Genomic DNA, 23,981 nt, shown 5'->3' on the forward strand with positions numbered 1-23,981 from the left:
ACCTCCTACCAAAGCGGCCAAGCGCGACCAACAATCTGCTCGCGCTTAACGGCATTCCAATAGCGGGAGTCGAAACTCGTAGCAGCCTCGCCGGAAAACCAATATTCGTTTTCTTGCAGCGTCAATGAGCGGCTAAATTCTGTTTCAGCCACACCAAGACGCTGGGCTAATGCCATGCCGGTTGAGACTTCAGCACCGTTCACCAGCACATGCTCAGGCGTCACATTGACTTCATCCCCAGGCATCCCTGTTAGGCGTTTCAACATACGAGTACCGTCGTTATATAACGGAGCGAGTCCTTTTGAGTGGAAGGCATACAAACCATCCTTAACGGGCTCTTTATTCCATAGGTCAATCAGATACACCGTGGTATCAGGCAGGCAGCGCTCTTGCTGGGTATCAATCCCTATTCGGTAGCGCATCATGGCGTAGGTGCCTACCAAGGCCATGATTAACGCAAGAATGGTCAAACGGATGAGATATGGCCGCCAAGGCATTCTTTTACGGAGTATCTGCATGAGACACCTCCTTTGATCCTACTGGCACGAATACAGAATCATCTGCACCCACCACCGCTTGGGCATCCAGCACGATAAAACCGGCTGCTTTTAACTTTTCAATTTGCTGATTGGTCTGAAGCAACCTGGATTCGATGTCTTGTTCGCTGGCATTGGGGCCCAGTGACAACACCGCCTCCCCAAAATCGACGACTGCAATGGGCGTACTTAACGCCAACTGGCTGTGGATGGGTTCGAGTGTTTTCATTAAGAGCCAGCTGGTCATTAAACCGCTACCAGCAATAGACAAAGTAATAGAGGCCATAAATGGCCAAAGCGTGGTCTTATTCATAGCCTCGCTCCTTCAACAACTGAGAGATGGCATCAGCAACAGAAAGGCCTTTGCGCGTTAACTGTTTAATCGCGTTTACATCTTCTGCACGGGACGAGTACAACAGCTTGTGAAACGGATCGACAATGAGGCGGCCAATCCCGGTGCCCATTTCGGTAATAAAGAAAATTTCGGAATAGACACCAGTGACGGTATGAACCGTTTTCAGGTATTCATAGCCGCCTTCACCTAGTGGCAAGCGGCCTTCTTTTTTGAGCGCGTTGATGGTTTCAGCTTTTTGGCCAAGCAGGTACATATTGGCCGAGTTTTCAGCGATGGCTTTACCTGTTGGGCTGTCATACAAATCGTTGACCGATTGCGTTACCGTTACAGCACTGCCGCCATATTTTCGAAATCGACGGTAACCCGTCTCAATGAACTTACCGACATCACCTTGAGTCAGCAGATCCCAGGCTTCGTCAATGAACACAATCTTGCGACGATCCCGCTCACCTAAGTACATCTCTTGTTGGATTTGGTAGATAAGCTGAAGCAACACCACTTGTTGCAGGTGCTTGCGTCCCTTGAGCTCTTCTAACTCCAGAACGGTGAAACGGTTTTTGAAGCGAATATTGTTGTGGCCATTAAAGAAGCGGCCATATTCGCCCTGTGTCGTAAACGGATAGAGCTGCTCACCCACGTCTTGCACACGACGGTCTTCATGATTTTTTAAGGCCTCTGCCACATCATCAACCAACATGGCACGACCTTTTTTCTCCCAAAGTTCACGGGTCTGACGCTTTAGGTTGGCCATCTGAAAATCAGTTAATGACTGCGTAGGCGCGGCCATTGCGGCCAATAATCCAACCAGTACATCCGCTTCTTCGTCATAGTCCTCAACGATTTCAAACGGATTTAAGCAAATGCCACTGTCCCGCCCGAACTGTAAGAACTCACCGTCATAGACTTCACACAGCTTTTCATAAGAGCGGCCAACATCAATCACCCAGCATTGCCCGCCTTCTGATAAGTAGGAGGAGATGATTTCGTTCACCAGGAAAGACTTGCCCGACCCCGATTGCGCCGCTATGCAACAGTTGTAATTACTGCCCGAGTCATAAAGGGACACACTCATGATCTGGCCATTACGGGAAACAAAGTTAATCACTGGCGTGCCCGTGCCTTTCCAATCCGCAAACAAAGGCAACAGAGGGATCACATGTCGTGTCGCCATAGTCTTGAATCGAAACAAGTCGTTCATCGCCTGGCGGTCAGCACCAAATGGCAGGGCATTCAGAAAAATGGGCAAACAGAAGTACTTGTCTTCCATCAGCTCAAATCCGAGTTCTTTGAAGTAAGTTCGAGCATTTGAAACAGAGCTGATGGACGCATCTTCCGTTGGTGAAAACAGCGTTAAGGTCATATTTGCCCGAATAGGACGATCACCTTCTTGCAAGGCTTCAAAAAGAACATCAAATCCCTTTTTCTTGGCTGCAAGCACCGGCACAAACTTGAGCATCGGGCCATAAGCCTGATTGACCGCCCATTGACGCTTCGTCTCTAAACGAGATCGCATGGCCTCGGCTGAAGGAAAGTGAATGGTGACATTCAGCAAAAAGCTCCCGCGTAAACCGCGACTGCCCGTCATCATATCGCCCGCAAAACTTGCGGCATGGCCAAACCAGATCCGCTCAGGCAGGCGCTTAAACGATAGGGTTTTAACTCGGTAATCACCCAGCATCAGACCTTGACTATCCACTTTGATACCCCGGTCATAATCCAACACTTGCTCTCGAAGTGGCTTATCTGCCTCACTGCGGATTGGTGATGGATTACGCCAGGAAGCATCTTTTCCCCAGTTAAGCTGCGCACTTAATGCCGAGAGCCAGTTTCGGTCAGTCATCTCAGTAACGCGAAAACCAACCGTTGCCAGCGCTTGAGAGAAAGAAGCCCGAAGCGCGGATGCTCTACTCAACTCACGCTCCGTCGGTATAGGATTTTCCAAAGGCAATTTGCAGGTGACGATCAGTTGAAAGTTGCGTACCTGAGTCTGGGTCGATTCTTCTATCGGTTGAACCGTGCCCCCATCGAGAAAATCCGCACGTTTGCGTATCGACGCCCTAAGCAATGGATCGGATTGACGATGCCGTAAGCCCATCATGCGCTGAAGGTCGGTTTGAATATCAGGGGATGCGTACAGACCAAATTGCAGCAAAGTGTCTTTTGGCCAGTCGTTGTTGAGTAGAACATTAACCCTGTCTGCAACAGACTCATCACCACCCGGCAATGGGTCACATAGAAAACCAAAGCCAACACTCTGGTCTTCCATGAAAAACAGTTGCTCATCGTCTGAATAGGCCAATACTGGCAATAGCTCAGAAGCGCGTTGCCCTGAATAAAGAGAGGCTTTCATTAACGCCCCTCCAACCAAGCAGAAAGATCATAAGGACGGCCTCGGCTGATGCGACCATCATTGGCGACGATGAAAGGCACACCTTGAATGCCCAGGATTTGAGCCGTCACCAGGGTACGCTGCATTGGCTCTAAGTTGCAGGCATCATCCTGTTCTAGGTTACCAATCCGGCCATTGAGCAATGCATCGGTGGCCGCTTTCTTGTCACGCGCACAGCCAAGCTGGCGAACCTGACGCTCTGAATCAGGACCAAGCACTGGCACAGGGAGAATTTGGAAGGTGTATTCTTTGGTTAACGGTAAGGCTTGCTTCAAAAGCTCATGGCAGTGCGGGCATCGTGGATCAATAAAGACCACCACTTTCTTTTTGCCTTCGCCCAGCGTCAGTGGGTTCAAATCATCCATTTTTAAGCCAAGACGACTTAAGTCCAGCGTGTTCCCCGCTTCACGAATTTCTTCAAGGCTGGTAAGCGGCTTTTTGGACCAGGCATCATAGAGCGTGCCATCAATGACGAACCGGCCACTGTCTGACATGAAAACAATACGGCCATTGCTTTCGACCGCTTTCATACCCGTGACCGGCAAAGAAACCATGCCGTCAATTTTGCCAACGGGCGACACTTCAGACACAGATTCAGCTTGAACCAATGGAGACAGCGCAAGCGCCAGAATAATTGGAGATAGTTTTCGCATGAGGAGTCCTCGTTAATGTAAATCGAGGCTCCAGTCTATGCAGTTGTCCTATGTGGACTCGGTTAGATAGATTGAAGAAATCGCAATCTAACTAGGGGGCTTATAGCTCGTTGAGGTTTGTTATAAACGAATTACTCGGCGTTTGCGTTAACAAGCCAATCATCAAGCACTTGCTTCAATTTATCTAATTGCTCTTGGTGTTTTGCTTGATTCTTTGCCAATTTGTTAATGTTCTGCAATTTCCAACGAATCGCTGGCAAGTCTGCTGCATTAGGATAGTCAAACAATGCCCAGTCAGGTTGCCCTCTTTTGAATGACATAAGGAAAGCATGATCCCTTTCTGTGAAATGTTTTTGCAGTTCAATTAACATCATGGGCCTAACAGAGGCTAAGTCTTCGCATTCAACTTTTTCAAAAGTCATTCCGTCAAATTCTGCCTGAAATTTCTCATTCAGAGGCTGCCAGTTTGGCGACATGACTTCATTAATAGGCCGAGGGTGACTTAATGTATAGGTTAAAAAACCCACCAAAATCTCTCTCGAAATCCCTTCACTGCCAAGTAACATACGCACATCAAATAAGTCGCGAGGATGTTGGCGATCCATTGCAGCACACAATTTCCCACCATACAGATCGGGAAGACTGACTACCTGAATCTCAGCATAACCAAACTCGTCTTCAACAGACTCTTGAACTGGCATTATTTCTGCACTATGCAATGTACCTCTGGCGACGGGCGACACTTCAATTTTGATCGTCGCAACCGGACTTGATACAACTATTCTCAGTTCATCAGCTTTATTATCCTGAAATGCCGCTCTGATATCTGGTTGAGTATTGATTCTGTCTGTAATGCGCTGCAATGCAGCCCTGACATTAATCAAAGCCTCATCTCTTGGTTCAAGTGGAAGATAAGCAAGATCAATATCTACAGATAACCGAGGAAAATCTCTCACAAATAAATTAATGGCGGTGCCACCTTTAAGTGCAAAAACCGTCTCTGTTGCTACCACAGGAAGCATTCTTATGAGCAAGGAAACCTGTTTGTAATATGGGCTATCTTTATCCATTATGTTGTTCACCTTTTTTGACGCTTAATATCTCTGGCACTGTGATTTGATATCGCTCATCAAAACGTCCTTTTTCGACAACCTGTCGCTTTCCTGCACCCAATTCAATTCTTGTTTCATCTATGCGATTGACCCACTGGTGATCGTAGTATCGACCCAGAAATAGAAATATTCGGTTTGCCTGAACAGAGCTGCTTCGTTCAAGAATATCTTGTACTTTTCTAGGGCTAAGATTGACTAAACCCTGAAATAATTCTGCGACATGCTCAAATGAAATCAGCTTCCCAATCGCGTCTACCACTTCATAGGCAGCAAGTTCTGCACAGCTGACAGTGAGCTCTTTCTCTTTAACCGTGATCCTTTTCAAATCCTTCTCGGGATTCACTTCAAGCTTATGGTTTCCGCAGTAAAACCAATTCTGATAAGGGAATTCACGAAACCATTTCGGTAAGGACGACTTGTTTTTAACGCAAATCCAAACTTGCTCTTTGTTCAGCTGCAAATAGTGACTCAGTCCTTGGTGAGTTAAGCTGCTCAATCCAGCCAAATGAACTGAAACGCCCAATTGCACATCCAATGCTTGAATGGCATCAACCCAAGTTGGCTTTATATCGCCCTGCGCATTTGGACGATAGTACACACCAGAACTAAGCTTCTTTAGCCAACCGTTCTGCGCGTACTTTTGAGCCAACGAGTAGCTCACGCCGTTTTCAGTCAGCCATTGCTGAAGTACTAGCGCACCAGGAGAAGTATGAGCAACAAGCCAGTTTATTTTAGATGACATTTTAACACCCAAAGTATGAATATCACGAACAGTATAAACTATATAGTTTATTACGATAGGAATTTTAACACTTTAGGTATTAATATACAAAATACTGTAAACCAAGTTCGTTAATGTGGCGTCGCTGAAATGAAAAGGTCTACACAACATCACCAATAACCCGATGTTGTGTAGACCTAAGTTTGATTGCCTTAAGTGAACTGCCTAATATGGCTCACATTCAGGTGCCCAGTAAGACGACGCTGATTGCTGGAACTGTTGTGCCAATGACTTCTTGAGTGCTGGCAACAACAGGTAAGGTTGCAGACATAACACTTTCAACGACTGTTGGTGTGTTGTAGAGACCCATACCGCCACCAATGCCCAAGGCAAAAGCCATCAAGCTTTGGCGAGCGATACCGCCCACAATACCCACCAGTACCATGGCTCCCGCTACGATCCGTCCCAAAGTACCTTGGGTCCAATCTTTTAGGGTATCCCACACATCAGTGAAAGCATCACCACCGGTGCCCGCAAATGAGGGCTCCGAAATCATTAACGCCATTAAACCAAGCGCACCAATGGTCATTAGGCGCTGAGTTTGAATGGTGCGAACTGCATTTGTCATTCGTTAGTTTCTCCGTAGATACTCAAGTTATCGCGCTTACCATCAGCTCCCGCTGAGGCTGAATCGCTTTGAGTCTGAAGTGGACGTAGCACTGGCGAAACCGTTCGAGGTGCTGATACCCCAATATCCCACCGGCGCGGTTCAATTTCGGTAAACACGTAGCTGGATAAATTCAGATCTCCACGGTCATCCTCCCAAGGCGCAATCCAAATTCGCATCACCCTTGAAGGATTGCGAAGAGGTGCAGATTGCTGCGTCTCAGGTAATGCTGGATGGCTCAACAGTCCTGTTTCTAAATCAGATTGTGAATACCCAGAGGGAGAACCAATTCGAGTCGCCACAGCATCAATCGTCTTGGGTGCAGCGCCATTGCTGGTAAGCTCATAGACTTCACGCGCGGATAAACAGCGCACACCGTCAGGCATACCTGGGCATCCATATTCACTACTCCCAAGACCCAATGAACTACAGCCAGACAATAAGGTTGAGCCGACTGCCAATAAGAGTAATCGAGCTTTAGACCACTGTTTTGACTGGTGCTTTGGGTTGTTCTGCATTGATGTCGTCATGGTTAACTCTCCTCTGGATACACATCTTATTGTCTGAAACGGACTTCGATCGGTTAGCAACATGCAGGATTTTTTCATCTTCTTGCACCTCCCCCTTGCGAAGTGGCCAACGACAACGAGGCACCACGAGTAACTATGACTTCAATTTTCCTTGCAGCGTCTACCTCTATGACTGGGAACATATTTTCAGCCATGTCCAAATAGAACTTGGCCACTCGATCCAATGCTTTACCGGTGCCTTTAATCGCAGCACCTTGTAATGCTTCTTGGCTCATGACTTGCTGGTACAGCTGAGTATCACCGGCATTACCCGTCTGAATCGTTGGTACAGGATTCACATCAAATGCGCCTGCCAAGCCCTGTAGGAATCCGGCCATCATCGATTTAGCCACCAGTTGGCCTTGTTTCGACACTAATCGGCCACGAATACCGGCTTTGCCGTCTTCACCCACGGCATAAGAATCCAGTCGTGTTTCAATGACGCCACCATCTTCTCTCACACATGAAATGGTCTCGCCTCGCAAATAGGCACGCTCTGAGCTCAAATCACCGTAACCTGCGGCGATCAAGAAACACTCTTTGATATCCGCTCTAAATCGGTTGGGTAAAATGGCTTCCTTTTGAATCCTCAGCAATGCAGGAAAAGGCTCGCGTCTTGCGGACTCGTGAGTAGGTGCATCCAAACCGGTGATTAAAGTACCTGAGATGATGCTGCCCGCCGGTAGATACAAAGGCGGCGCTTCTTGCACAACAACCTCTGGTTCAGCAACCACTTCAGGCTCAATCATACGAATCGTGATTGGCGGCAATGGAACATCCCGAGCTCGTGTACCTTGGCCATTGGCTGGCTGCTGATAGAGCGGATCAGGCAGCGGCGCATTGGCAAAATAGTCGTCTGGGTTAGACGGCAATGGCTTTTCTTCTTTAGGCAATTCCATGGCAGATAAAGGCACTTCAAAGCGGCTATTTGTGCCTTCAACTGCTGCATCACCTCCAGCGCGAACATCATCAAGTTCCGCTCTAAGGCGGGCCAGCTCCGCATTGACCTCACTTGGAATAGAAGGCGAACCTGGGCTTAGCCGTCCTGAATCGACGTCACGACGCAAGCGCTCAACTTCACGACGTAACTGTTCATTGCGCTCACTGAGTAGTTTTACGTTCGCAGCCAAACTATCGACCCCAACATCACGAGTATTGGTATCCGTAAGAATGTGCCGGATCGTTTCCTGCCGGTTCCGACTGCTTGAGCCATCGTCAGGATTAGGTGAAAACACCATCACCATAAGGATGAGACCACCAGCAATACCAGCAACCGATAGACCCCGCTTCATGTTCGGGCTCATTTGTTCCCATTGTGCTTTCATCGTTACTTACCTCCCACAAGAAGTGAAGGTCGCTGACTTTCCACCGCTTCTTCACGATGATTGCGAACAACTACATACAACTCAGTCTTTTCACCCGGCAACAAGATATTGCGCGGCCAGTAGGCGCTTGCCACTATATCTGGTGCATGACAGGCTATTTCACTGGCTTCTATCGGTTCATCGGCAAAGCTTTCAACCAGTCCTACATAGACGGTGAAGTAATGTCCCGTCACAATTTGCCCCTGCTTAAAACCAAACTTTAAGCCTGGCTGAAAACATTTAGGGCTTATGTCAGTTTGGACAGCCAAACGGATGTCATAGCCTTGTGGCAACTCATTTAATGCAAGGCGTCTGAGTAAGTCTCGTAGGTTATCAACGTATGGCTGAGCTGTTTCCCAAGTGGCGGCTTTGCGGTTCACGACGCCCTTAATAGGCCACTGCTGACCATCAATAGCTAAGGTAATTTCACGCGGTGGAATACGACGAGGCACTAAGGTGACAGATAATGCGGGCGCTTCCTGACCAGGCGGAGTGATGTAAAGTGAAACCGGTGATTCTTTGTCCGTGGCTACATATACAACATTCCCCTTGATTTGCGTCTGAGCATCACTGGTTGTTCTCACCTGAGGCGATTCAAACGGCGTCACAATTCGATTCAGATGACCAAGTGCTACAGGGATCAGTTCATTAACCCCCGGTGTCATCAGTAGCGTTGTTGGCGTATCCGCTGCAACCGAATTGCTTTGAACCGGTGGATTTGCAGTAGCAGACTGCTTCATCACACTAGCTGGCACAATCGGCAATTCCACGTCTGCATACGACGCTTGTGATAACAGAACGCCACTCAAGCTCATTGCGATTAAACTTGGTGTCATCCATCGACTAATTTTGGTTCGCATCATTCACCCTCCGGTTTTGCTCTTGGGTCAACTTTTCACGAACGCGCTTCGTTCTAGCTTGCCCCTCATACGTATCCATCCAACTGAGTTTTGGATGGTATTGCTCAATATCGATGTCAAACTCATAGGTGCGAGTTTGGCGCTGTTCATCTCCAGATGGTCCAGAGACCAAGGAATAACCGGTCACAAAGACATGGCCGGTTTCATACTCATACTCCACCTGTCTGGGTTGGAATTTGAGCGTGACTCGGTCTTCTCGGATTTGCCTTGCCTGAATTTCCAGTGCATCGACCACTTGCTGGTACACCGCTGGAGAAAGCAGTGGTTCTATAGCAACCCGGATAAAGGACACATTACCCGGCGTCACGTTGCCCATAAGCTCAGCCAGGTAGAGCCCCCAGGACTCCAGGTAAGGTTGAGTGGCTTGGTTTCGTGACACTTCAGCCGTTTCAGACAAGGTTGGTGGTTGAATGGCCACTACGGTATTGCGAGAAAATGCCGCAACCGCAAGCAGCAAGTTAGATAGCACCAGCACTGCAATCAGAAACCGTTGCCATCGGTTCTCTAATTGCGTGCCTTGCCATGATTTTAAAAACACGTCGAACTTCACGGCAGATAGCTCCTGATAAATGGGTTAGGGATCGTCTTGGCTTTGGTTGGCAACAGTCCGGCCCAGTAGATGGCGTGAAGAATAAAACCATCTGGGCGACCATCACGAAAACGCCGATAGAGCTTGGTTGTCACCAACCCCAACAGGCATAAAACCAAGGCATTACCGGTAAAAATGCCGATCACTAGCCCCAACAGAATGGGAGCCATCTCATCGGCACTCCAAAGCAGGAAGTGCGGCGGGTCATCTATATAGGATGGAATATTCACAGGTTCCATAGTCACTCCTCGTTGTTTGAATTGAGAAGTGAAGGATGCCTTGGGATTGGCAGGTTCAGTGGTCAGCTAGATGCCGAATTCTTGAAGGTTTTGAGGTGGCTTAGCGATTCAGTTCTTACAAGCACCTTGACATCGTAACCCTTGGGGTTACAATGGAGCTATGATAAAAAGTTTTAAGCACAAAGGTCTGGAAAAGTTTTATCGAACAGGCAGCACAGCGGGCATACAGGCGACTCATGCCAAGCGACTTCGATTAATTCTATCTAACCTTGATCAAGCAGAAATCGCCGATGACATGGACCTTCCAGGACTGCGCTTACATGAACTCTCAGGTTCAAGAAAAGGCACTTGGTCGGTCACTGTCAATGGTAATTGGCGCATTACGTTCAGATTCAACGGACGTGATGCGGAAATTGTTAACTACGAGGATTATCACTAATGACTATGCATAACCCAGCTCACCCTGGTGAGATATTAAAAGAGTTGGTCATCGAGCCGTTGGAGTTGACGATTACCGATGTTGCAGAGCACTTAAATGTAAGCCGTAAAACTCTATCCAAGGTATTGAACGGACGAGGTGCAATAACTCCGGAAATGGCCGTCCGCTTGGAACTGGCTTTTGCTAAGCCCTCTGCTGACCACTGGTTACGCCTGCAAAGCGCTTATGACTTGTCAGTACTCAGAAATCAAAAGGCAACGTTACACGTCCAACCTTATGAACTTGCTTTTGGATAAAGTTGATGTCTTTAAAAACATTGAAAAAGAAGGCTCTTAAAAAACCTTCGGTGTATAACGAATACAAAAAACTGGAGCATGAGTTTGATGGTATTGAACGAGCCATACTAAAAAATACTCATGCCCCAGCCAAAAGTGTAATGACGACCAGAAAGAAGTAAATCTGGAACACTAAATCTTCTTCTGCAAGTGGCTTAATGCCAACCCTGCCATCAATGCCAAGCCGATGATCAGCGACGGTAACACCACTGGAGGAATGGCCAGCGGGGCGAACAATCCCATAAACAGCAAGATAACGCCTGAACCCAGAATTATCATGCTATAGCGGTGAATGATAGGGCTCGAAAAATCAAAGGTTGTTTTCTTAATCTTCCAGGTCATCAAGCCGTCCCACAAAGCCGGTAACATGAGAATAAACGCAAAGGGCAACCAGACCATCAGCAAAGCAAATCGAGTGAACACTTGGTACAACACATCAAAAAATGCCTGAATACGGTCTTCTACCCAGACAAACCAAAAGCCTCCCATGTTCTCCATCCCTTTAGAACGCAGTCGCTGTTCTTCAGTGGGGATTAGAAAATCACGCACCGATTGCTCCATCTGCGTATCCACAACCCATGATTGATACCAGCCATGGCTAGTTTGACCAATCCAATAGCTTGTTTGAGCGCCCAATTGGTTTTGAATCATCTGCTTCTCTTTATTAATAACCCGGCCAGTCCAATCACCGGGCACTAACACGCCAATGGCAATAATCTCCAGCATCAGTGCCAGACACAGCAGCCAAACCGACTTATGCTTGCTCATGCCAAACATCCTCTTCTACTCGCGCCAGCATGGCAGCAACGGTTGGCGTCATAATCCGGGCTTTAATCACTTGTTGAAGCCGCTTTGTCGTCGTATGACCACTGACATAACGCACCTCGATGCGTCCTTCAGCCAAATACGTCATCCGATTTGGACGATTACGAATCCAGGAGTAGAAATACACACCATCCACGGCGGCCCACTCGAAATAATCAGGATCACGCAGGCGAATCCCCGTTAAAGCACTGGCGGCAGTCCAGGTCAGTGCCTCAATGAAATGCCAAAGGCGTACACTATCATCATCACAACTGACTTCTTCATAACTGCCCAATCCATTGCAGAGACACAAATCAAAGATGGAATGGCCATCTAACGTGAACGCATCCGTTAAGTAGTCCGCCAAGCAATACACCGAGGCCAAAGCATGAGGCCAGTCGGTTTCAAGCAGTCTTAAGGTTTCCTTGAACTGGGGGTTATGTTGCTGCCACTGAGCGAGCATTTCTTTACTGGTAAGTGTTGTCATTTTCAGACAGACAGAATGATGCATACAGACTCCTTATGCTGCCTGTGTAGAGCTGGTTAAAATAGGAATTCGACCTTTGATCACGCGGCCGCCTGAAAGCTTGGCGATGTACTCCAGGTTAGGTAGCTGGCCTAATAACTGCGGTGGAAACATATCGCCTTCTTCCTCCATCAAGCGTTCGCCATGATTGCCGGTAAATAACGCGGGGCTGTCCGAGTTGGACGACATACCTTGAGTTTGCATGATGTACTGCAACCGAGTCTTAGGCAGATTGTCAGTTATGTACTGCTGCGTTTCGGCGTCCATCACCCGAAGGGCTATCAGGTTGTTGATGTTACCTAACACCTGGCGAGCCTTAGCTTCACTGCCTGTACGAGCGGCAAAGTCAGCAAAGGTCTGAGTAGCAATTACACAACGCATTTTTGCGCCACGGCCTTTGTTGAGCAGTTGAATGAAGGGATCGTTGACGACTTCAGCCGCCTCATCGATGAAGATATTTACGGGACGATTTTCCACACCATAGTTATAGCGGTCACCGGCCACGGCGGTGAGATCAGATAAAAGCAACGAGCCAATGGCGCTGCCAACCATGGCGTCGGTCAATGAATCCAATCCGATATAGGCCACTTGGGCATTGTTGATAATACGGCCAGAATCCGTAATTAACCGGCTGTCATCCACATCGTTTGCAATCGGTGATAGCAATGGACCTAGTTCACTTGATGTGAGCATATTGAGCACCGGCATCAATGAGGCCACCATCTTTGAATAGTGGGTTCTGTCATGCTCAAACATACTCAAAAGGCCCTCCAAATCAGTATTGGCGGCAACGGGCTGAATGCGTTCGTAGTAAAAAAGCAGCATCGCCATAGCTTGTTTAGCTAATGTGTTGGCTTTTTCGGTAAAGCGCTTGATCTCCACACTAAAGTTCGGATACACCTGCTCACCCCAAGCCGTGACGGCTTTTACTACCAAACCTTCTGGACCGCCTTCCAAGAATCGTCTCAGTGTTTTCAGATCAGGACGTTGTGACGTAAGCAACAAACCTTGCACGATGTTATTCAGTGCCATTTGGCCAAAGGCTTTAAATGGATCAGCACCGGTTTCAGATGGGATTAAGGCCGCAATTCGGCTGGCAATTTCAGTGCCCCGGTTAAAGTTTCTCAGGGGATTAAGACGTACTGAATGCTCAGGAAAGCCCGGATGAAAATACACAAAGCGCTCAGGACTACCGGCGGCAACACAGGCTCGCTGCGCATTATCCTTAAGTTCCTTGTCTCCCTTAGGGTCAATAATAATCACGGCTTCATTACGCAAAATGGCCTGGGTGATCATCGTATCAAAGCAACGGGTTTTTCCGGCACCGGTCGTGCCGACAATTAAGGTATGCCCCTCGGTGTGACCAACTGGCTGGTACACATCTTCTTCTTTTGGCTCGACACCATGAATCCAGGTTGAACCCATTTGTTTGCCGTGACCTTGGTTAAGCAAGGTTTGTTTATCCCGCTTTAGGATTTCATAAGCGCGTTGGGCATGGCGTTGGTCCCACTCAAAGCCATACCCCAACCACAATTCATCAGGATGTTTTGCCATCACCTTTTGTAAATGCGACAGCTCCATAAAAGCCAAAGGTTTGCCTTTTAGCCCCTTCTGCAACTTATAAAGACGGTAAGCCTCAGGCAGGCGATACAACGCCATGCCCGAGGAGATCCCTGTCATCCACCAAAATGGCTCAGGTGGTAACTCAGTGAGTATTTCTGCTGCAATTGCCCCAGTTGCCCCAACTAGCCAACCTGCTGCTGCCATGGCTTCATAGTTCGTGCGCCAGGGCATCTCATATGCGTTTTCTTTCATTCATGCTCCGCAAAATAACCGTTTACAATCCGCTTAACTTCAAATGGATTAACGTTTAGCGTGAGCGGTAAACAGAACCGTTTCCCCCTCATCAAACTGGCATTGGTCACTGGCCGAGATCCCTCGAAGTAGCTGTCCGGCTGGAATGTCATGCTCCTTGGCGACTTGGCGTAAGGTTTGAATCGTGACGCGAATACCATCGGCACTATGATCCACGTCTGGGTAATCGCCATCGGTCAGTAAGATGGGCAAATCTTTCACAAAATTAACCATCTGTTGGCGCTGCGCGTGTTTGGGGTCGGTACTTGAGTTCGCATTGGGCGCAATCGGCTTTTGCTTACGCTCCGCTCTTGTGGCGGGCTCTTTTGCTTGGGCATTAGTTGTCTCTGTTCGACTAGGATGCTGTGAAGCCTCTTCGTTCTGAATTGCTGCCGCCGGTTCTTCGTCTTGTTTGGAGATGTCTATCAGTGCAGTTAGCCCTTTAGAAATCGATACTTTCAGCAGCAACCCTTGCTCCTGAACGCCATCATTCGTAGTCACAGTTTTGGCCTTACGTGTCGGGTTTGCAGGATCTAGTTCAAGCCAATCTAATTGACTGAGTTCAGCAAGCAGTTTTCGAGGAGCACACCAATGTCTTACGGCATCGGGATAGCGGATCAGTATCTGTTCACCAACCACAACCAACGCGCTGCTGGCCCCTGGGAGCCACGCCAATGATTCAGGGAGATTCAATGAATCTGCATCGTGCTGGTTTGCGTTATTCGCGATTGCAGCATCGTTTGAATCGTTAGGCTTTTCGCATTCATCACCTGGAGCATTTTCAGTTGCCTGAAGGTGATTAACATCACTGGCAAGACGAAGTTCATCATCTTGGTCGGACGATTTTGACGATGGCGACTCAGCCGAATTACTTACTTCGATTGATGATGACGCTTCAGGCAAGTCTGGATGCTCACTGGAGCGACTCTGTGGCTCTGCTTGTGTTTGCTGTGTTGCTTCCCACTCAGATTTGCTAAACAGTCTCACGCTACTTGGTACATTCGAGCTGAACAATAAATCGGCCTCAGATATATGCAGCATGGGTAGCCAGATTGGCTTGCCGTCTTTGATCAGCACTTCAGGGGCAAGGCTTTCATATCGCTCATTTGAGGCGGATTTAGTGGCCAATCCTCGCTCAATGAGGATGTCCGCAAGGGTATCGGGATCTCTTGGGATGCCAGGTATCTTGTCTTTGGCCAATAGCTCAATGATGTCCTTAGCCGCGCTTTTCCAAACCAGGCAAAGATGGGTTGATTGATTCGATTTTCGTATCCAAACTCTGGCATCTCGCTGATTGACTAACCACTGGGAACTGGCAAGCAATCGCCTCATGGCATCAAGTAGATAGCGTTCGACTGGGACACCAAGGGCATTGTCGTCAACGGAAATTCGTTGAGCTTTCAGGTCTCGCTGTACACTGGTTTGGTCAGCTTCAATAACCAATTTAGACAGGACATGCTCGGGATCGGTATTGCCAATTGCTTCCAGCATGGCTTGCAAAATCTCAGGGCCCGGTTGGGTTAACCAAGCGAGCAACTCAGGTGTCATCACCCGGTTTAACACCAGAATTGAGAATTGCTCGTGCCGCTTGCACCGTCCGTCGCGCCAGCGAATGAAATAGCGTTCAATGCTGTTATTAGTGGTCCACTGAGATAAGGTTTCTAAAAAAGGGTTCCACTGATAGCGTCCATCTTCGTCCGTGATGGACAAGTCTGAAACGGGTTTACCAATATCGTGGAACAAACCGCCTAATGCCGCCGCAACACGCCACCTTGGCTCTAGCTCTTTTTTCTCAACCGGTGTGCCACTGGCAACAAAGATGATCCCTTCAGCTGCTTGTGCCGCCCAGAAAGCAACTTCCAACGAATGACGTAATAAACCACCAGCACCACTGTGATGATGATGCTCAGAAGCTGGCAGCAAGTGAACGTAAGCAGCCAGATGGTCAATACAGGGCTGAATCAACCGTTGAAAATCACGCTGATTAAAGCCAAGTACCTGGCGCAGTTTGGCAATTAGCTCGTCTTGTGTGGACTGCAAATCCTCGGGTGACGCAGCAGGCAACCCCTTCAGAAATGGCGGATAGCGTGGAATGTCTGCATCCAGTTGAGATGACAGCTCTGGTATTGCTTTAGCTTGAAAAAATAGGTTTTTGAACATAGTGAACCTCCGACACGATAGTGTGAAGGTTCAATCTGGCGTTGCTGGTTAATTAGATTCAAAGATTTAATACCTAAATGTGCAGACAATGTATTTAGGTCTTTTTGAACCCGATAAAATAAGCGCGTTGAAATACTAAAATTCAGGTTACGGGAATCAGGATACCTCTGCCGGTTTGTTTTTTAGCGCTTCAGCCGCTTTTTGCAGCGGCCTTTTTAAAGCTTTTTCTAACTTAGTCATCTGCTCTAAGTGCCACGCAACCGCTTTGGGCCACGTATCTTTATTGAAGCCATCAGCTTTGGTCGAAAACTGAATACGACAAGATTTCTTTTCATCCAATCTCATCCATTCAAGCTCCGCACCAAATACTTGTTCAATTTCCTGTTTGGACTCAAGCAAGGAATCAAAGAGATATTTATTCTCTTCGGTAATCCCACGGCTAATCCAAAGCTCAACTCTAAGCTCTTTTTGCAGAAAAATTAGGTTATACGGACAACCACTCAGTCCAGAACCGGCTGATAGCCAATGATCTTTACTCGGGCTAATGTTGTTGTAGAGCTGGCACGGACTTTTCTGAAACGCCTCTAATGCTCGCTCCCAGTATTCGCGACGCACCGTATGACGGTTTTTCAGTACCACTTCGGTCGTTTTTTCTTCCGCTTCTTTGGCATTAATACCGATCATCAGCTCCTTCGCTTCGGGCGTGGGGATGATCTGGTCAATATTGATAAGTAGCTGCTCACCCAACGAATAAGGGGTAATTTTAAAGCATGCAATACTAATACCTTGCCCCAATAGCCAAAGTGCAGTACTGGTCACTTCTTTGCGAAAGTTTGCCGCAACTAACATAATACGCTGGCTGTTACCTAGATTGAGCTTGACCTCATCCAGATCTGGCGCATCCAGAAATTCGCAAATTCTTTGACTGGCATTAAGTTCAGCAACTTGGGGGACATTTAATGGGTCAACTTCTCATGTTACAGGTTGATAGCGGTCCAAGTACTGCTGGTAGATTTCAACTATTTGCGCCTTGGTCAAACTGGCGCAATAAGAGGCATATTTAAGTGCCTGCCAGACCACATCACGACCGCTGTCATCCAGTTTATTTTCAATGATGACCAAGTTGCCATCTTTATCTAGCGCAAGTAAATCTAAGCGTTCGCGGGTATCATCAAAGCCATCGAACTCCTTTTGAATAATTAATAACTCTTCCCCCAGCGCAGAAGGCTCATGCGCCAACCATTCCTGAAGGTGTTTTCGCTCAGAAAAGCCAAGCTCACTGAACTTCTTTGCCCTAACAGGACTAATCCTGTTGGTTTGATGATTTACCGTGAACATGCTTATTTATCCTATTACTTAGCACTTTTTATCGCTTCAATTTCATTTACAGAATTATTTAATAAAGCCATTTAGCAACTGAGCAAAACCGCATTTCTAGAGTCGGGATTTATCTCTTTCCATCGCTTGATTAATGTTGTGACGCAGGGGTTACCCGCAAGCTGATTCATACGAACCCAATCAACATCTAGCAAATCAGCAAGTAATTCGATGTCCAATTCACCTTGCAAGGTATGCCATTGTCGGATACTTGGCTGTCTCATCAACTGAGCTTTTGGAGAGGTTAATCCACCGACAACAAAATATCCCTTTTCTTTGTCGTGCCATATGCGTTGAATACCCGGTATGTTACTCATCCAGCGTTTGATGTCATTTAAAGGCTTATCAAAGTATCGAGATAACAAGGTATCTAAACTACCGCTGATTGATGTATCTTTTTTCTTTCCTCGCTTATCTAACCAACGCTGAATAACCTCTTTTTTTACCTGATAGTAAGTCACCTTCGTTTCATTTTGCTGATGAAGCGAAACTAATTGTTCTCGCCATAATTCAACTAATTCGGGTAACTCACTTTCAAATCGCATTGTTGCCTTTTGGCTGGATAACACGCCATCATCACTCAACTCTTTGACAATATTGAGCAATACTTCACTATCTGGCAGAACCCAATCCGTCAACGGATAAGGCTTCTGTTTCTTGTTTAAATCCGAAAGCGCATCTTCCATACCCAGTGGCAATACATTCGTTTGGTCGTAAGATGGATCTTGCATCATGATTGATACTTGTGCATCCTTATCCTTACTCAAAACAAGCGTAATTCTTGCCGCAAATCGTCGTTGTTTATCAACTTCAGTACCGTAGTAATCCATTACGACATTCTGACGATAACTATAGGGCCACTTCTCATTCATCAAAGTGAGCAAATCATCTACGGATGTTTCGAAATTGGCGAGGTACTCATTTATTTTCAAAGTCATACCAGAATCAGTGGGGTCGAAGGGGATCAACACCGGCCTGTCGTTTGAAACCGTAAACAAATAACCATCAGTAATGACAATGGTTGATTCATTTAAACAGGCGCGTTGCAATGGCAAGACTTGAGAAATAGCCCTATCAGAATCAATCAGTAAACGTTTGATCTCTAACTCTTTAAGAACCACTTCAAGCTTTCTAATAATCGCTTCTTTGTATGCCTTGGTATCTAATAAGTCGTAGTTGTAGGTGTAATATCCACCCTCAGACGCAACGTATAGCTTTATCGGGTCATCGTCTCTTTTTGACTCGATTAACAACCCTTTTTCGACAGGGTCTCCCGTTACATCATGAGGATTAACATTGATATGTTGAACTGCACACCGTCCAACTAACGACTTCGTTAGTGGATAACGATCATCCTCTATACCTTTTTCCTGATCTAGCAGAATCAAAACACGGTCCGAACGTTCAAGCTTTATCCGTTCAAAGTCATTTGCCGCAATTCCGTCTAGTAAATCCCACGAAACATCGACGCCTTTCTGTGCAATTAGCGATTTAAATAAGTCTAAGATTTCTTCACAGGCAACAACGGCATTAACTCTTAGGTCTATAACCTTGATTTCACCGGATATCTCGATGCTTGGGAAAGTTGACTTAGCCTTATTGGCCTTATGCTTTGTTTTCAACGTCAGTGGTTGGAGATTTAACGTTTTAGCTGAAAGTTCAAAACCATAGTCACGCGCAAAAAGGATAAACGCATCTTGCACTGGTTTTAACACCATAGGCCAACTTTGCTCAAACCTAGTTGGTGTAGAAAGATCCAGAAACGGACGCTGTTTCCGTGAATTTTTACTCTTTCCAATTTCTTTAAACAGTGTACCTCTCGGTTTTCTTTCATGGCCAGGATACCACCTGACGAGTACCTTATTTTTGTCATAGACCCATAGAGGCTTCTTAATGCGATCTATATCATCATCATTAGATAACGGTCTTAATGGAACATTGGTATAGAACAGAGCAATTTCAGTGGTATTACCATCATTTAACTGCTGAGTTCTACAATCTAGGCTGATCGCATTGACACCGCCAGCCCAGCTATCTACTTTCAATAACGGACAACCTAAACTGTAAGCGCCTTTACAATGACCGCCAAAAGCCCGTAATGATCGCATCATTAGTCGAATCCACACAGGATTTAACACCGGTGAATATTCAACTCGAACGGGAGTAATAGGTTGCAACTCAGCGTCTACAATAGATGGAGGAATATCACTTGAACTTTGTAAAGCCACATAGAGACCAAACTGATTACCATTTTTTTTCATTAAATAGGCAAACTGCCGACTGTCTAGCTCAGCATCGATACGTTCTTCCCAGGCTTTCTTCTCTTTCCACTGATAGTTGTTATTGAGAAGTGGATAGTGATAAACCACGAATTTGTTGGCTTTATCTGAATCAACCTCGCTATTCAAATAAACCAAATGAGACAGCGGCAACTTCCTCAAATCTTTATTTTTATCCATTAACCTTGCTCCCCCATACGCTGCCAAACTATTTTCGAAAACCACTTAAAGCCAGACGTCATTTGATATCCATCGCTCACCAAACAACCTGGTAGAAACAGGATTGAAGCATTCTCAACTTTTACCGGCTCCAACATTTCAGAAAAGCCCGATAAGGAACAATCTTCACCAGTCAATAAGTTCGCGATAACCAAAATGGCATTTTCACCACGGATTTGACGAATCTTCTCCAGCTTCTTAATTAATCCCAAAGGCGCAAATTCAGGACGTTTACCAGAGGCAAGCCATTGCTCAAAGCCTTCATCTGACTGTTCCAGAGCAGCTATCGACCAAAATTTAGCATCAACAAAAACATCCGCATTTGCTATCTCAAAATCATATAATTCAAACAGCTCATGGTTGTAGACGTCTTGTTTAGTGACTAGCTGTTTGTCATTCAGCAGAGCGCGAATACCTTCCTCACCAATACGCCCTTGTAAAATGCGCTGAATAACAACGGGATGAAACGCAAATTGCTCTTCAATGTCATTGGCAAACGGCTGAAACGACGTTCGAAAACCTTTGCGATTAAACCAATCCGAAATAGCAGGTTGCCGGTTAACAACCTCATAAAGCGTCTGTGGGTTATACTTAATCAATCCGGCTGCACGCTTTTCAAAGAACTGCCAACTTTTTGGGTCGTACCATATTTCACCAGTAACCTTTGTTTCCTTGGGCCGTTCAAAGCACGCCCAACGACACAAAGGCTCAGTAATGCCAAACGTATTGTTATGCGGCATCCATTGGAGATCATGCTGCAATACAGCGCGGCCTAGTTCATGCCAAAGTCCTGAAATATCTTCGATACAACCCTTACCTTGTCGTGCATCTCGGATAGCGGAAACTAACTTGTTATCAATAATATCTACCGCAGCAGAGCCATCTTGGGATCGCGTTTTCAACAAGGTAAGAAAGTTGGAAACCGATGCATCTTCGGAATGAGTAAGATCATCAATCAGCTGATTATTAAGGTTTGAAACCCAATTTCGGTTGTTAGTACAAACGGTTAATTGGCCGTAGTTGCGAAGATGGCCTGCTACATCATCGCTTAGATGAATGGCGACATGGGGCACATACGTCCAAGCACGTTCAATACGACCAACTTGCTGCTGCACGTCAGCGGCGAGATTCTTAACGTAGTCATTTGTCCCTTTATAGAGCTTGTTTAGCTCCTGGATTTTAGCGACTGAGTTATTCATCAACGGCATAATAAATTGCCGCTGCTGCTTGCGTGAAAACTCTGAACGTCTGACTAATTTTTCTAAGTTTCTGAGCTGAAAGCCAGCATGAGACATTTCATCATCAGCGTCATTGCTATCCCATGGTGAAAAGTAAAAGTGCTTACTTTCAATAATAAACAGTGACGTCAGATCCATCTGTCCTTGAGAGTTGGGCAAGGAGTAGTCCAAATTAATGCCATTGGTAGCGGATGCAGTTTGTGTCATTACCACCACGGTTCGGCCAGAGTCGAACGCCGCTTGATAGGCGTGCTCAAATCCTTCTCGCTTTTGTGCTTCAGCATTGAGCAAGCAAATCATCATGGGCTTACCGTTGACAGCCAAAGGAATAAACACATCGTCAAAAGAAGACAGTACGCCAGTGGTTAAACGCTCCATTTCAAGCCAATCCGCACTCATCCTACTGTTTTCTGCGGTATCACTTATCAACCACTTCCGAAGGTATTTGACTGAGTTAACAAAGGCCAGGTGTCCTTTATGTTGTGGCTCATTCGCTGCCAAATGCAGAACGTGCAGTAATTTAAACAACACAGACTGCCGGTATTCATACTTGTAATCTGAGTGCTCAGCCTCAAAAAAAGCAGCATCGAGATGCTGTTTCGCTTCCTGAAAAACTGGCGCATTGATAGCATCATCAAAGTCGTGGATCGTGGTTTTCAGTGCTGAGCGACGCTTTTCAGATTTTTCTTTAACCAACGAGCGGATCACTGCCATTTGCAGTTGCTTATCCTCGTCAGTTTGTAAATACGGAATTGGCTTCTTAAACCAATCTTCGGGGCGCTGCTCAAAGCTATCGCCCAAAAAACTCTCGGTACATTGTGGACTGCGAGCCTGAGCCACGTAATGCAAAGCGCTTTCAATCCAGCGTATATCGAAATGACCAATCCCCCTTTCGATATAAGAGGTTGCGGATAGTGCAAAAACAAGGTTTCGACTCGACAACGAAACCATTAATCCTTCAGGTGTTGTCGGCAATAGTGCGCGTTTAATTTTGATCCTCAACGGGTCAATATCCGCTTCGGCTTCATCCGTGGTTAACAGCCAGGTTGTTAGGCCAAACATATTCGTCTGAGTATTAGGTAATCGATTTGATTTACTCAACGCTTCTAACTCTGGCAAGCTAGTGCGAGGCAAGGAGAACAGCGATAAGCTGGGTAACGCTGTGCTGTAGTAGGATGGTCGATAGTCATTCGCAGGATCAAACAGCAATCGGTTTAGCCGAACGAGATACTCATAGGCTTCGGACTCATCGGTTGCGAACTGCGACAACAGCAAACTGAAGCGTCTGATATATTTCTCCATCACACGCAAAAAATCACCGACATCAACTAATGCTTCATCGCTTTGCCCATAACTTTTCACTTCAAAGCCGTGAGGTTTTTGCTGTAATTGCAAAGGCTCACTGGTTACTAAATGATCTGAGCGAAACAGATATTTCTTTTCGAACGGCACACCGGATTCATACTGCTTTAATGGTATTACCAGCGCCCTAGACTGATTGAGATCGACACCTTTGCTGGTCAAATCCTCCTCTAGCTCCGCAATAAGCTGTTTCAGCTCACTGTAAAGCTCAGGTATAGGTTCAGCAGTAACAAACTGCATTCGCGCTAAAAGACGCTTGCCCCCTTCAAGTAATTGACCAATACACTCAGGCGGCTCTTGCACCATTTGAGACTGGGCAAGTAATGTCTGTAGAATGTCCGCTTGGTAATCAAACTCATCAACAAATACTACCTTTCCGGCCAGTTGGCCGCTCGACATTCTGACTTTCTGTTTACCGTCGTAAAAGGAAGCGAACAGCTTCTGCGTCGTTAACACCAGCAAATGTTGCTTATCATCGTGCCAGGCAATCGCCGGGAAAATTCGACGCACCCATTTGTTTTCTCTATATAAACGAAGCTTTTCTTTTGCTTGCTCTGTGAGTTCATGCGTCTTGCCATGGTGCTTACTGGCATACTTCACGGCCTTCTCTAAGGACGACATGCACCCAAGTAGTGTGCGCTCGACAAAGCCACACAGTTTTCTTAGTTCCTGCTCTTCTCGTTCGAGTAAGACGCCCATAGAATCAGGATTTTTCTTTTTGTACTCAACATTACGGGCAATGGCCGCAACGTTGTGGCAAGCACGAACGAGAGCCTCTTTATCAGCCTTAGAACGAAACACTCCTAAACCATGGATGTCCTCAATGGCCTTATAAGGATCGGGCAAGTCAGACTTTTGAACGCCTTGTTCGTGTGGCAGTGCCCGTTGCGAAACCGCACTAACAACAGTTTCATCCTGAGCATAAAGGATACTAACGAGCAGTGGATTACCTGAACTGTCTTTTGCACTCGTGGCACTTTCATAAATGTCATGCAGGATGTTCCAGCGATGGGTGACCAATATGGCCTGCAACCCTTTGGATTTTATAAATTCAAGGCTCGCTGGAATTTTCCCGTCAGGGCTACGATAAAGCGAACTACTTTTGCCCCCGCCTGTTGGGCCTTGTAACTGACAAAAGCCAGCAATAGCATTTTCGCTCTTTGCATTCACCGATAGGGCAAGCGCCTGTTCAATCGTATGCGCAATGATTTGATTATAAGAAGTCGGTATTGGCTGACTCATCTAAATCCTCGTTAACTTGATATTCCTTTTGA

The 23,981-nt window shown here is 46.5% G+C and carries 21 protein-coding genes and 1 pseudogene; 3 read left to right on the forward strand and 19 right to left on the reverse strand.

Going from position 1 to position 23,981, the window contains the following annotated elements:
* Nucleotides 1–5: 5 nt before the first annotated feature.
* The 12 genes from MZ182_RS15130 to traL form a co-directional block, all read right to left on the reverse strand.
* The gene (locus MZ182_RS15130; RefSeq protein WP_172689549.1) at nt 6–518 is read right to left on the reverse strand and encodes a S26 family signal peptidase; all 513 of its coding nucleotides are present in this window, start codon (nt 516–518) and stop codon (nt 6–8) included.
* The gene (locus tag MZ182_RS15135) at nt 502–849 is read right to left on the reverse strand and encodes a hypothetical protein (RefSeq protein WP_001044650.1); all 348 of its coding nucleotides are present in this window, start codon (nt 847–849) and stop codon (nt 502–504) included. The genes MZ182_RS15130 and MZ182_RS15135 overlap by 17 nt, the downstream gene beginning before the upstream one ends.
* The gene (traC, locus tag MZ182_RS15140; protein ID WP_164530703.1) at nt 842–3,241 is read right to left on the reverse strand and encodes a type IV secretion system protein TraC; all 2,400 of its coding nucleotides are present in this window, start codon (nt 3,239–3,241) and stop codon (nt 842–844) included. The genes MZ182_RS15135 and traC overlap by 8 nt, the downstream gene beginning before the upstream one ends.
* On the reverse strand, nt 3,241–3,933 hold the full coding sequence (locus MZ182_RS15145) for a DsbC family protein (RefSeq protein ID WP_248065728.1): 693 nt from the start codon (nt 3,931–3,933) through the stop codon (nt 3,241–3,243). The genes traC and MZ182_RS15145 overlap by 1 nt, the downstream gene beginning before the upstream one ends.
* A gap of 131 nt (nt 3,934–4,064) precedes the next feature.
* The gene (locus MZ182_RS15150) at nt 4,065–5,003 is read right to left on the reverse strand and encodes a nucleotidyl transferase AbiEii/AbiGii toxin family protein (protein WP_000356587.1); all 939 of its coding nucleotides are present in this window, start codon (nt 5,001–5,003) and stop codon (nt 4,065–4,067) included.
* Nucleotides 4,996–5,787, reverse strand: coding sequence for a type IV toxin-antitoxin system AbiEi family antitoxin (locus MZ182_RS15155; RefSeq protein WP_248065727.1), 792 nt, complete (start codon nt 5,785–5,787; stop codon nt 4,996–4,998). Before MZ182_RS15155 ends, MZ182_RS15150 begins: the two co-directional genes overlap by 8 nt.
* 220 nt (nt 5,788–6,007) lie before the next feature.
* Nucleotides 6,008–6,394 (reverse strand): TraA family conjugative transfer protein, encoded by a 387-nt coding sequence (traA, locus tag MZ182_RS15160; protein WP_032469918.1) that lies wholly within the window; start codon nt 6,392–6,394, stop codon nt 6,008–6,010.
* Entirely contained in the window at nt 6,391–6,963 is a 573-nt protein-coding gene (traV, locus tag MZ182_RS15165; RefSeq protein ID WP_248065726.1) for a type IV conjugative transfer system lipoprotein TraV, read from the reverse strand. Before traV ends, traA begins: the two co-directional genes overlap by 4 nt.
* Nucleotides 6,964–7,037: 74 nt before the next feature.
* The gene (locus MZ182_RS15170; RefSeq protein WP_053410659.1) at nt 7,038–8,327 is read right to left on the reverse strand and encodes a TraB/VirB10 family protein; all 1,290 of its coding nucleotides are present in this window, start codon (nt 8,325–8,327) and stop codon (nt 7,038–7,040) included.
* 2 nt (nt 8,328–8,329) lie between these two features.
* Nucleotides 8,330–9,226, reverse strand: coding sequence for a type-F conjugative transfer system secretin TraK (locus MZ182_RS15175; protein ID WP_248065829.1), 897 nt, complete (start codon nt 9,224–9,226; stop codon nt 8,330–8,332).
* The gene (locus MZ182_RS15180; protein ID WP_248065725.1) at nt 9,210–9,836 is read right to left on the reverse strand and encodes a type IV conjugative transfer system protein TraE; all 627 of its coding nucleotides are present in this window, start codon (nt 9,834–9,836) and stop codon (nt 9,210–9,212) included. The genes MZ182_RS15175 and MZ182_RS15180 overlap by 17 nt, the downstream gene beginning before the upstream one ends.
* Entirely contained in the window at nt 9,833–10,114 is a 282-nt protein-coding gene (gene traL, locus MZ182_RS15185) for a type IV conjugative transfer system protein TraL (protein WP_000433889.1), read from the reverse strand. The genes MZ182_RS15180 and traL overlap by 4 nt, the downstream gene beginning before the upstream one ends.
* A 160-nt stretch (nt 10,115–10,274) precedes the next feature.
* On the opposite strand from traL, the gene MZ182_RS15190 reads away from it, so the two are divergent.
* The 3 genes from MZ182_RS15190 to MZ182_RS15200 are packed head-to-tail and all read left to right on the forward strand — an operon-like array spanning nt 10,275 to nt 11,010.
* Complete coding sequence (locus MZ182_RS15190) at nt 10,275–10,553, forward strand: type II toxin-antitoxin system RelE/ParE family toxin (RefSeq protein WP_126757499.1); 279 nt, start codon at nt 10,275–10,277, stop codon at nt 10,551–10,553.
* Nucleotides 10,553–10,849 carry a HigA family addiction module antitoxin gene (locus MZ182_RS15195; protein WP_216506103.1) on the forward strand — a complete coding sequence of 99 codons (297 nt, stop codon included), beginning with the start codon at nt 10,553–10,555 and terminating at the stop codon, nt 10,847–10,849. Before MZ182_RS15190 ends, MZ182_RS15195 begins: the two co-directional genes overlap by 1 nt.
* A gap of 5 nt (nt 10,850–10,854) precedes the next feature.
* Complete coding sequence (locus MZ182_RS15200; protein WP_162889697.1) at nt 10,855–11,010, forward strand: hypothetical protein; 156 nt, start codon at nt 10,855–10,857, stop codon at nt 11,008–11,010.
* A 10-nt stretch (nt 11,011–11,020) separates the two neighbouring features.
* Here the strand turns inward: MZ182_RS15200 and MZ182_RS15205 are convergent, their stop codons facing one another.
* The 7 genes and pseudogenes from MZ182_RS15205 to MZ182_RS15240 all read right to left on the reverse strand — a co-directional run bounded on the left by MZ182_RS15205 (nt 11,021) and on the right by MZ182_RS15240 (nt 23,949).
* Entirely contained in the window at nt 11,021–11,656 is a 636-nt protein-coding gene (locus MZ182_RS15205) for a DUF4400 domain-containing protein (protein ID WP_248065724.1), read from the reverse strand.
* The gene (locus MZ182_RS15210) at nt 11,643–12,203 is read right to left on the reverse strand and encodes a conjugative transfer protein (RefSeq protein ID WP_248065723.1); all 561 of its coding nucleotides are present in this window, start codon (nt 12,201–12,203) and stop codon (nt 11,643–11,645) included. The genes MZ182_RS15205 and MZ182_RS15210 overlap by 14 nt, the downstream gene beginning before the upstream one ends.
* 9 nt (nt 12,204–12,212) lie before the next feature.
* On the reverse strand, nt 12,213–14,033 hold the full coding sequence (traD, locus tag MZ182_RS15215; protein WP_222727763.1) for a conjugative transfer system coupling protein TraD: 1,821 nt from the start codon (nt 14,031–14,033) through the stop codon (nt 12,213–12,215).
* A 48-nt stretch (nt 14,034–14,081) separates the two neighbouring features.
* Nucleotides 14,082–16,232 carry a MobH family relaxase gene (mobH, locus tag MZ182_RS15220; RefSeq protein ID WP_248065722.1) on the reverse strand — a complete coding sequence of 717 codons (2,151 nt, stop codon included), beginning with the start codon at nt 16,230–16,232 and terminating at the stop codon, nt 14,082–14,084.
* 156 nt (nt 16,233–16,388) lie between these two features.
* Nucleotides 16,389–17,570 (reverse strand): annotated as a pseudogene (locus tag MZ182_RS21380) (DUF4268 domain-containing protein).
* A 71-nt stretch (nt 17,571–17,641) separates the two neighbouring features.
* Nucleotides 17,642–20,068, reverse strand: a complete 2,427-nt coding sequence (locus MZ182_RS15235; RefSeq protein WP_248065719.1) for a hypothetical protein — start codon at nt 20,066–20,068, stop codon at nt 17,642–17,644.
* Nucleotides 20,068–23,949, reverse strand: coding sequence for a hypothetical protein (locus tag MZ182_RS15240; RefSeq protein WP_248065718.1), 3,882 nt, complete (start codon nt 23,947–23,949; stop codon nt 20,068–20,070). Before MZ182_RS15240 ends, MZ182_RS15235 begins: the two co-directional genes overlap by 1 nt.
* Nucleotides 23,950–23,981: the final 32 nt, after the last annotated feature.

Origin of the sequence: Shewanella sp. JNE2, assembly GCF_023159115.1 — a bacterium.
Taxonomy (GTDB): Bacteria; Pseudomonadota; Gammaproteobacteria; order Enterobacterales; family Shewanellaceae; genus Shewanella; species Shewanella putrefaciens.

Bases quoted from the DNA above. Each gene is read 5' to 3' on its own strand.
- MZ182_RS15210 (WP_248065723.1), bottom strand. From the start codon at position 12,203: ATGCATCATTCTGTCTGTCTGAAAATGACAACACTTACCAGTAAAGAA.
- traA (WP_032469918.1), bottom strand. From the start codon at position 6,394: ATGACAAATGCAGTTCGCACCATTCAAACTCAGCGCCTAATGACCATT.
- MZ182_RS15155 (WP_248065727.1), bottom strand. From the start codon at position 5,787: ATGTCATCTAAAATAAACTGGCTTGTTGCTCATACTTCTCCTGGTGCG.
- MZ182_RS15135 (WP_001044650.1), bottom strand. From the start codon at position 849: ATGAATAAGACCACGCTTTGGCCATTTATGGCCTCTATTACTTTGTCT.
- traL (WP_000433889.1), bottom strand. From the start codon at position 10,114: ATGGAACCTGTGAATATTCCATCCTATATAGATGACCCGCCGCACTTC.
- MZ182_RS15205 (WP_248065724.1), bottom strand. From the start codon at position 11,656: ATGAGCAAGCATAAGTCGGTTTGGCTGCTGTGTCTGGCACTGATGCTG.
- MZ182_RS15175 (WP_248065829.1), bottom strand. From the start codon at position 9,226: ATGCGAACCAAAATTAGTCGATGGATGACACCAAGTTTAATCGCAATG.
- MZ182_RS15195 (WP_216506103.1), top strand. From the start codon at position 10,553: ATGACTATGCATAACCCAGCTCACCCTGGTGAGATATTAAAAGAGTTG.
- MZ182_RS15150 (WP_000356587.1), bottom strand. From the start codon at position 5,003: ATGGATAAAGATAGCCCATATTACAAACAGGTTTCCTTGCTCATAAGA.
- MZ182_RS15200 (WP_162889697.1), top strand. From the start codon at position 10,855: ATGTCTTTAAAAACATTGAAAAAGAAGGCTCTTAAAAAACCTTCGGTG.
- MZ182_RS15235 (WP_248065719.1), bottom strand. From the start codon at position 20,068: ATGGATAAAAATAAAGATTTGAGGAAGTTGCCGCTGTCTCATTTGGTT.
- traV (WP_248065726.1), bottom strand. From the start codon at position 6,963: ATGACGACATCAATGCAGAACAACCCAAAGCACCAGTCAAAACAGTGG.
- traD (WP_222727763.1), bottom strand. From the start codon at position 14,033: ATGAAAGAAAACGCATATGAGATGCCCTGGCGCACGAACTATGAAGCC.
- MZ182_RS15170 (WP_053410659.1), bottom strand. From the start codon at position 8,327: ATGAAAGCACAATGGGAACAAATGAGCCCGAACATGAAGCGGGGTCTA.
- MZ182_RS15130 (WP_172689549.1), bottom strand. From the start codon at position 518: ATGCAGATACTCCGTAAAAGAATGCCTTGGCGGCCATATCTCATCCGT.
- MZ182_RS15240 (WP_248065718.1), bottom strand. From the start codon at position 23,949: ATGAGTCAGCCAATACCGACTTCTTATAATCAAATCATTGCGCATACG.
- MZ182_RS15145 (WP_248065728.1), bottom strand. From the start codon at position 3,933: ATGCGAAAACTATCTCCAATTATTCTGGCGCTTGCGCTGTCTCCATTG.
- traC (WP_164530703.1), bottom strand. From the start codon at position 3,241: ATGAAAGCCTCTCTTTATTCAGGGCAACGCGCTTCTGAGCTATTGCCA.
- mobH (WP_248065722.1), bottom strand. From the start codon at position 16,232: ATGTTCAAAAACCTATTTTTTCAAGCTAAAGCAATACCAGAGCTGTCA.
- MZ182_RS15190 (WP_126757499.1), top strand. From the start codon at position 10,275: ATGATAAAAAGTTTTAAGCACAAAGGTCTGGAAAAGTTTTATCGAACA.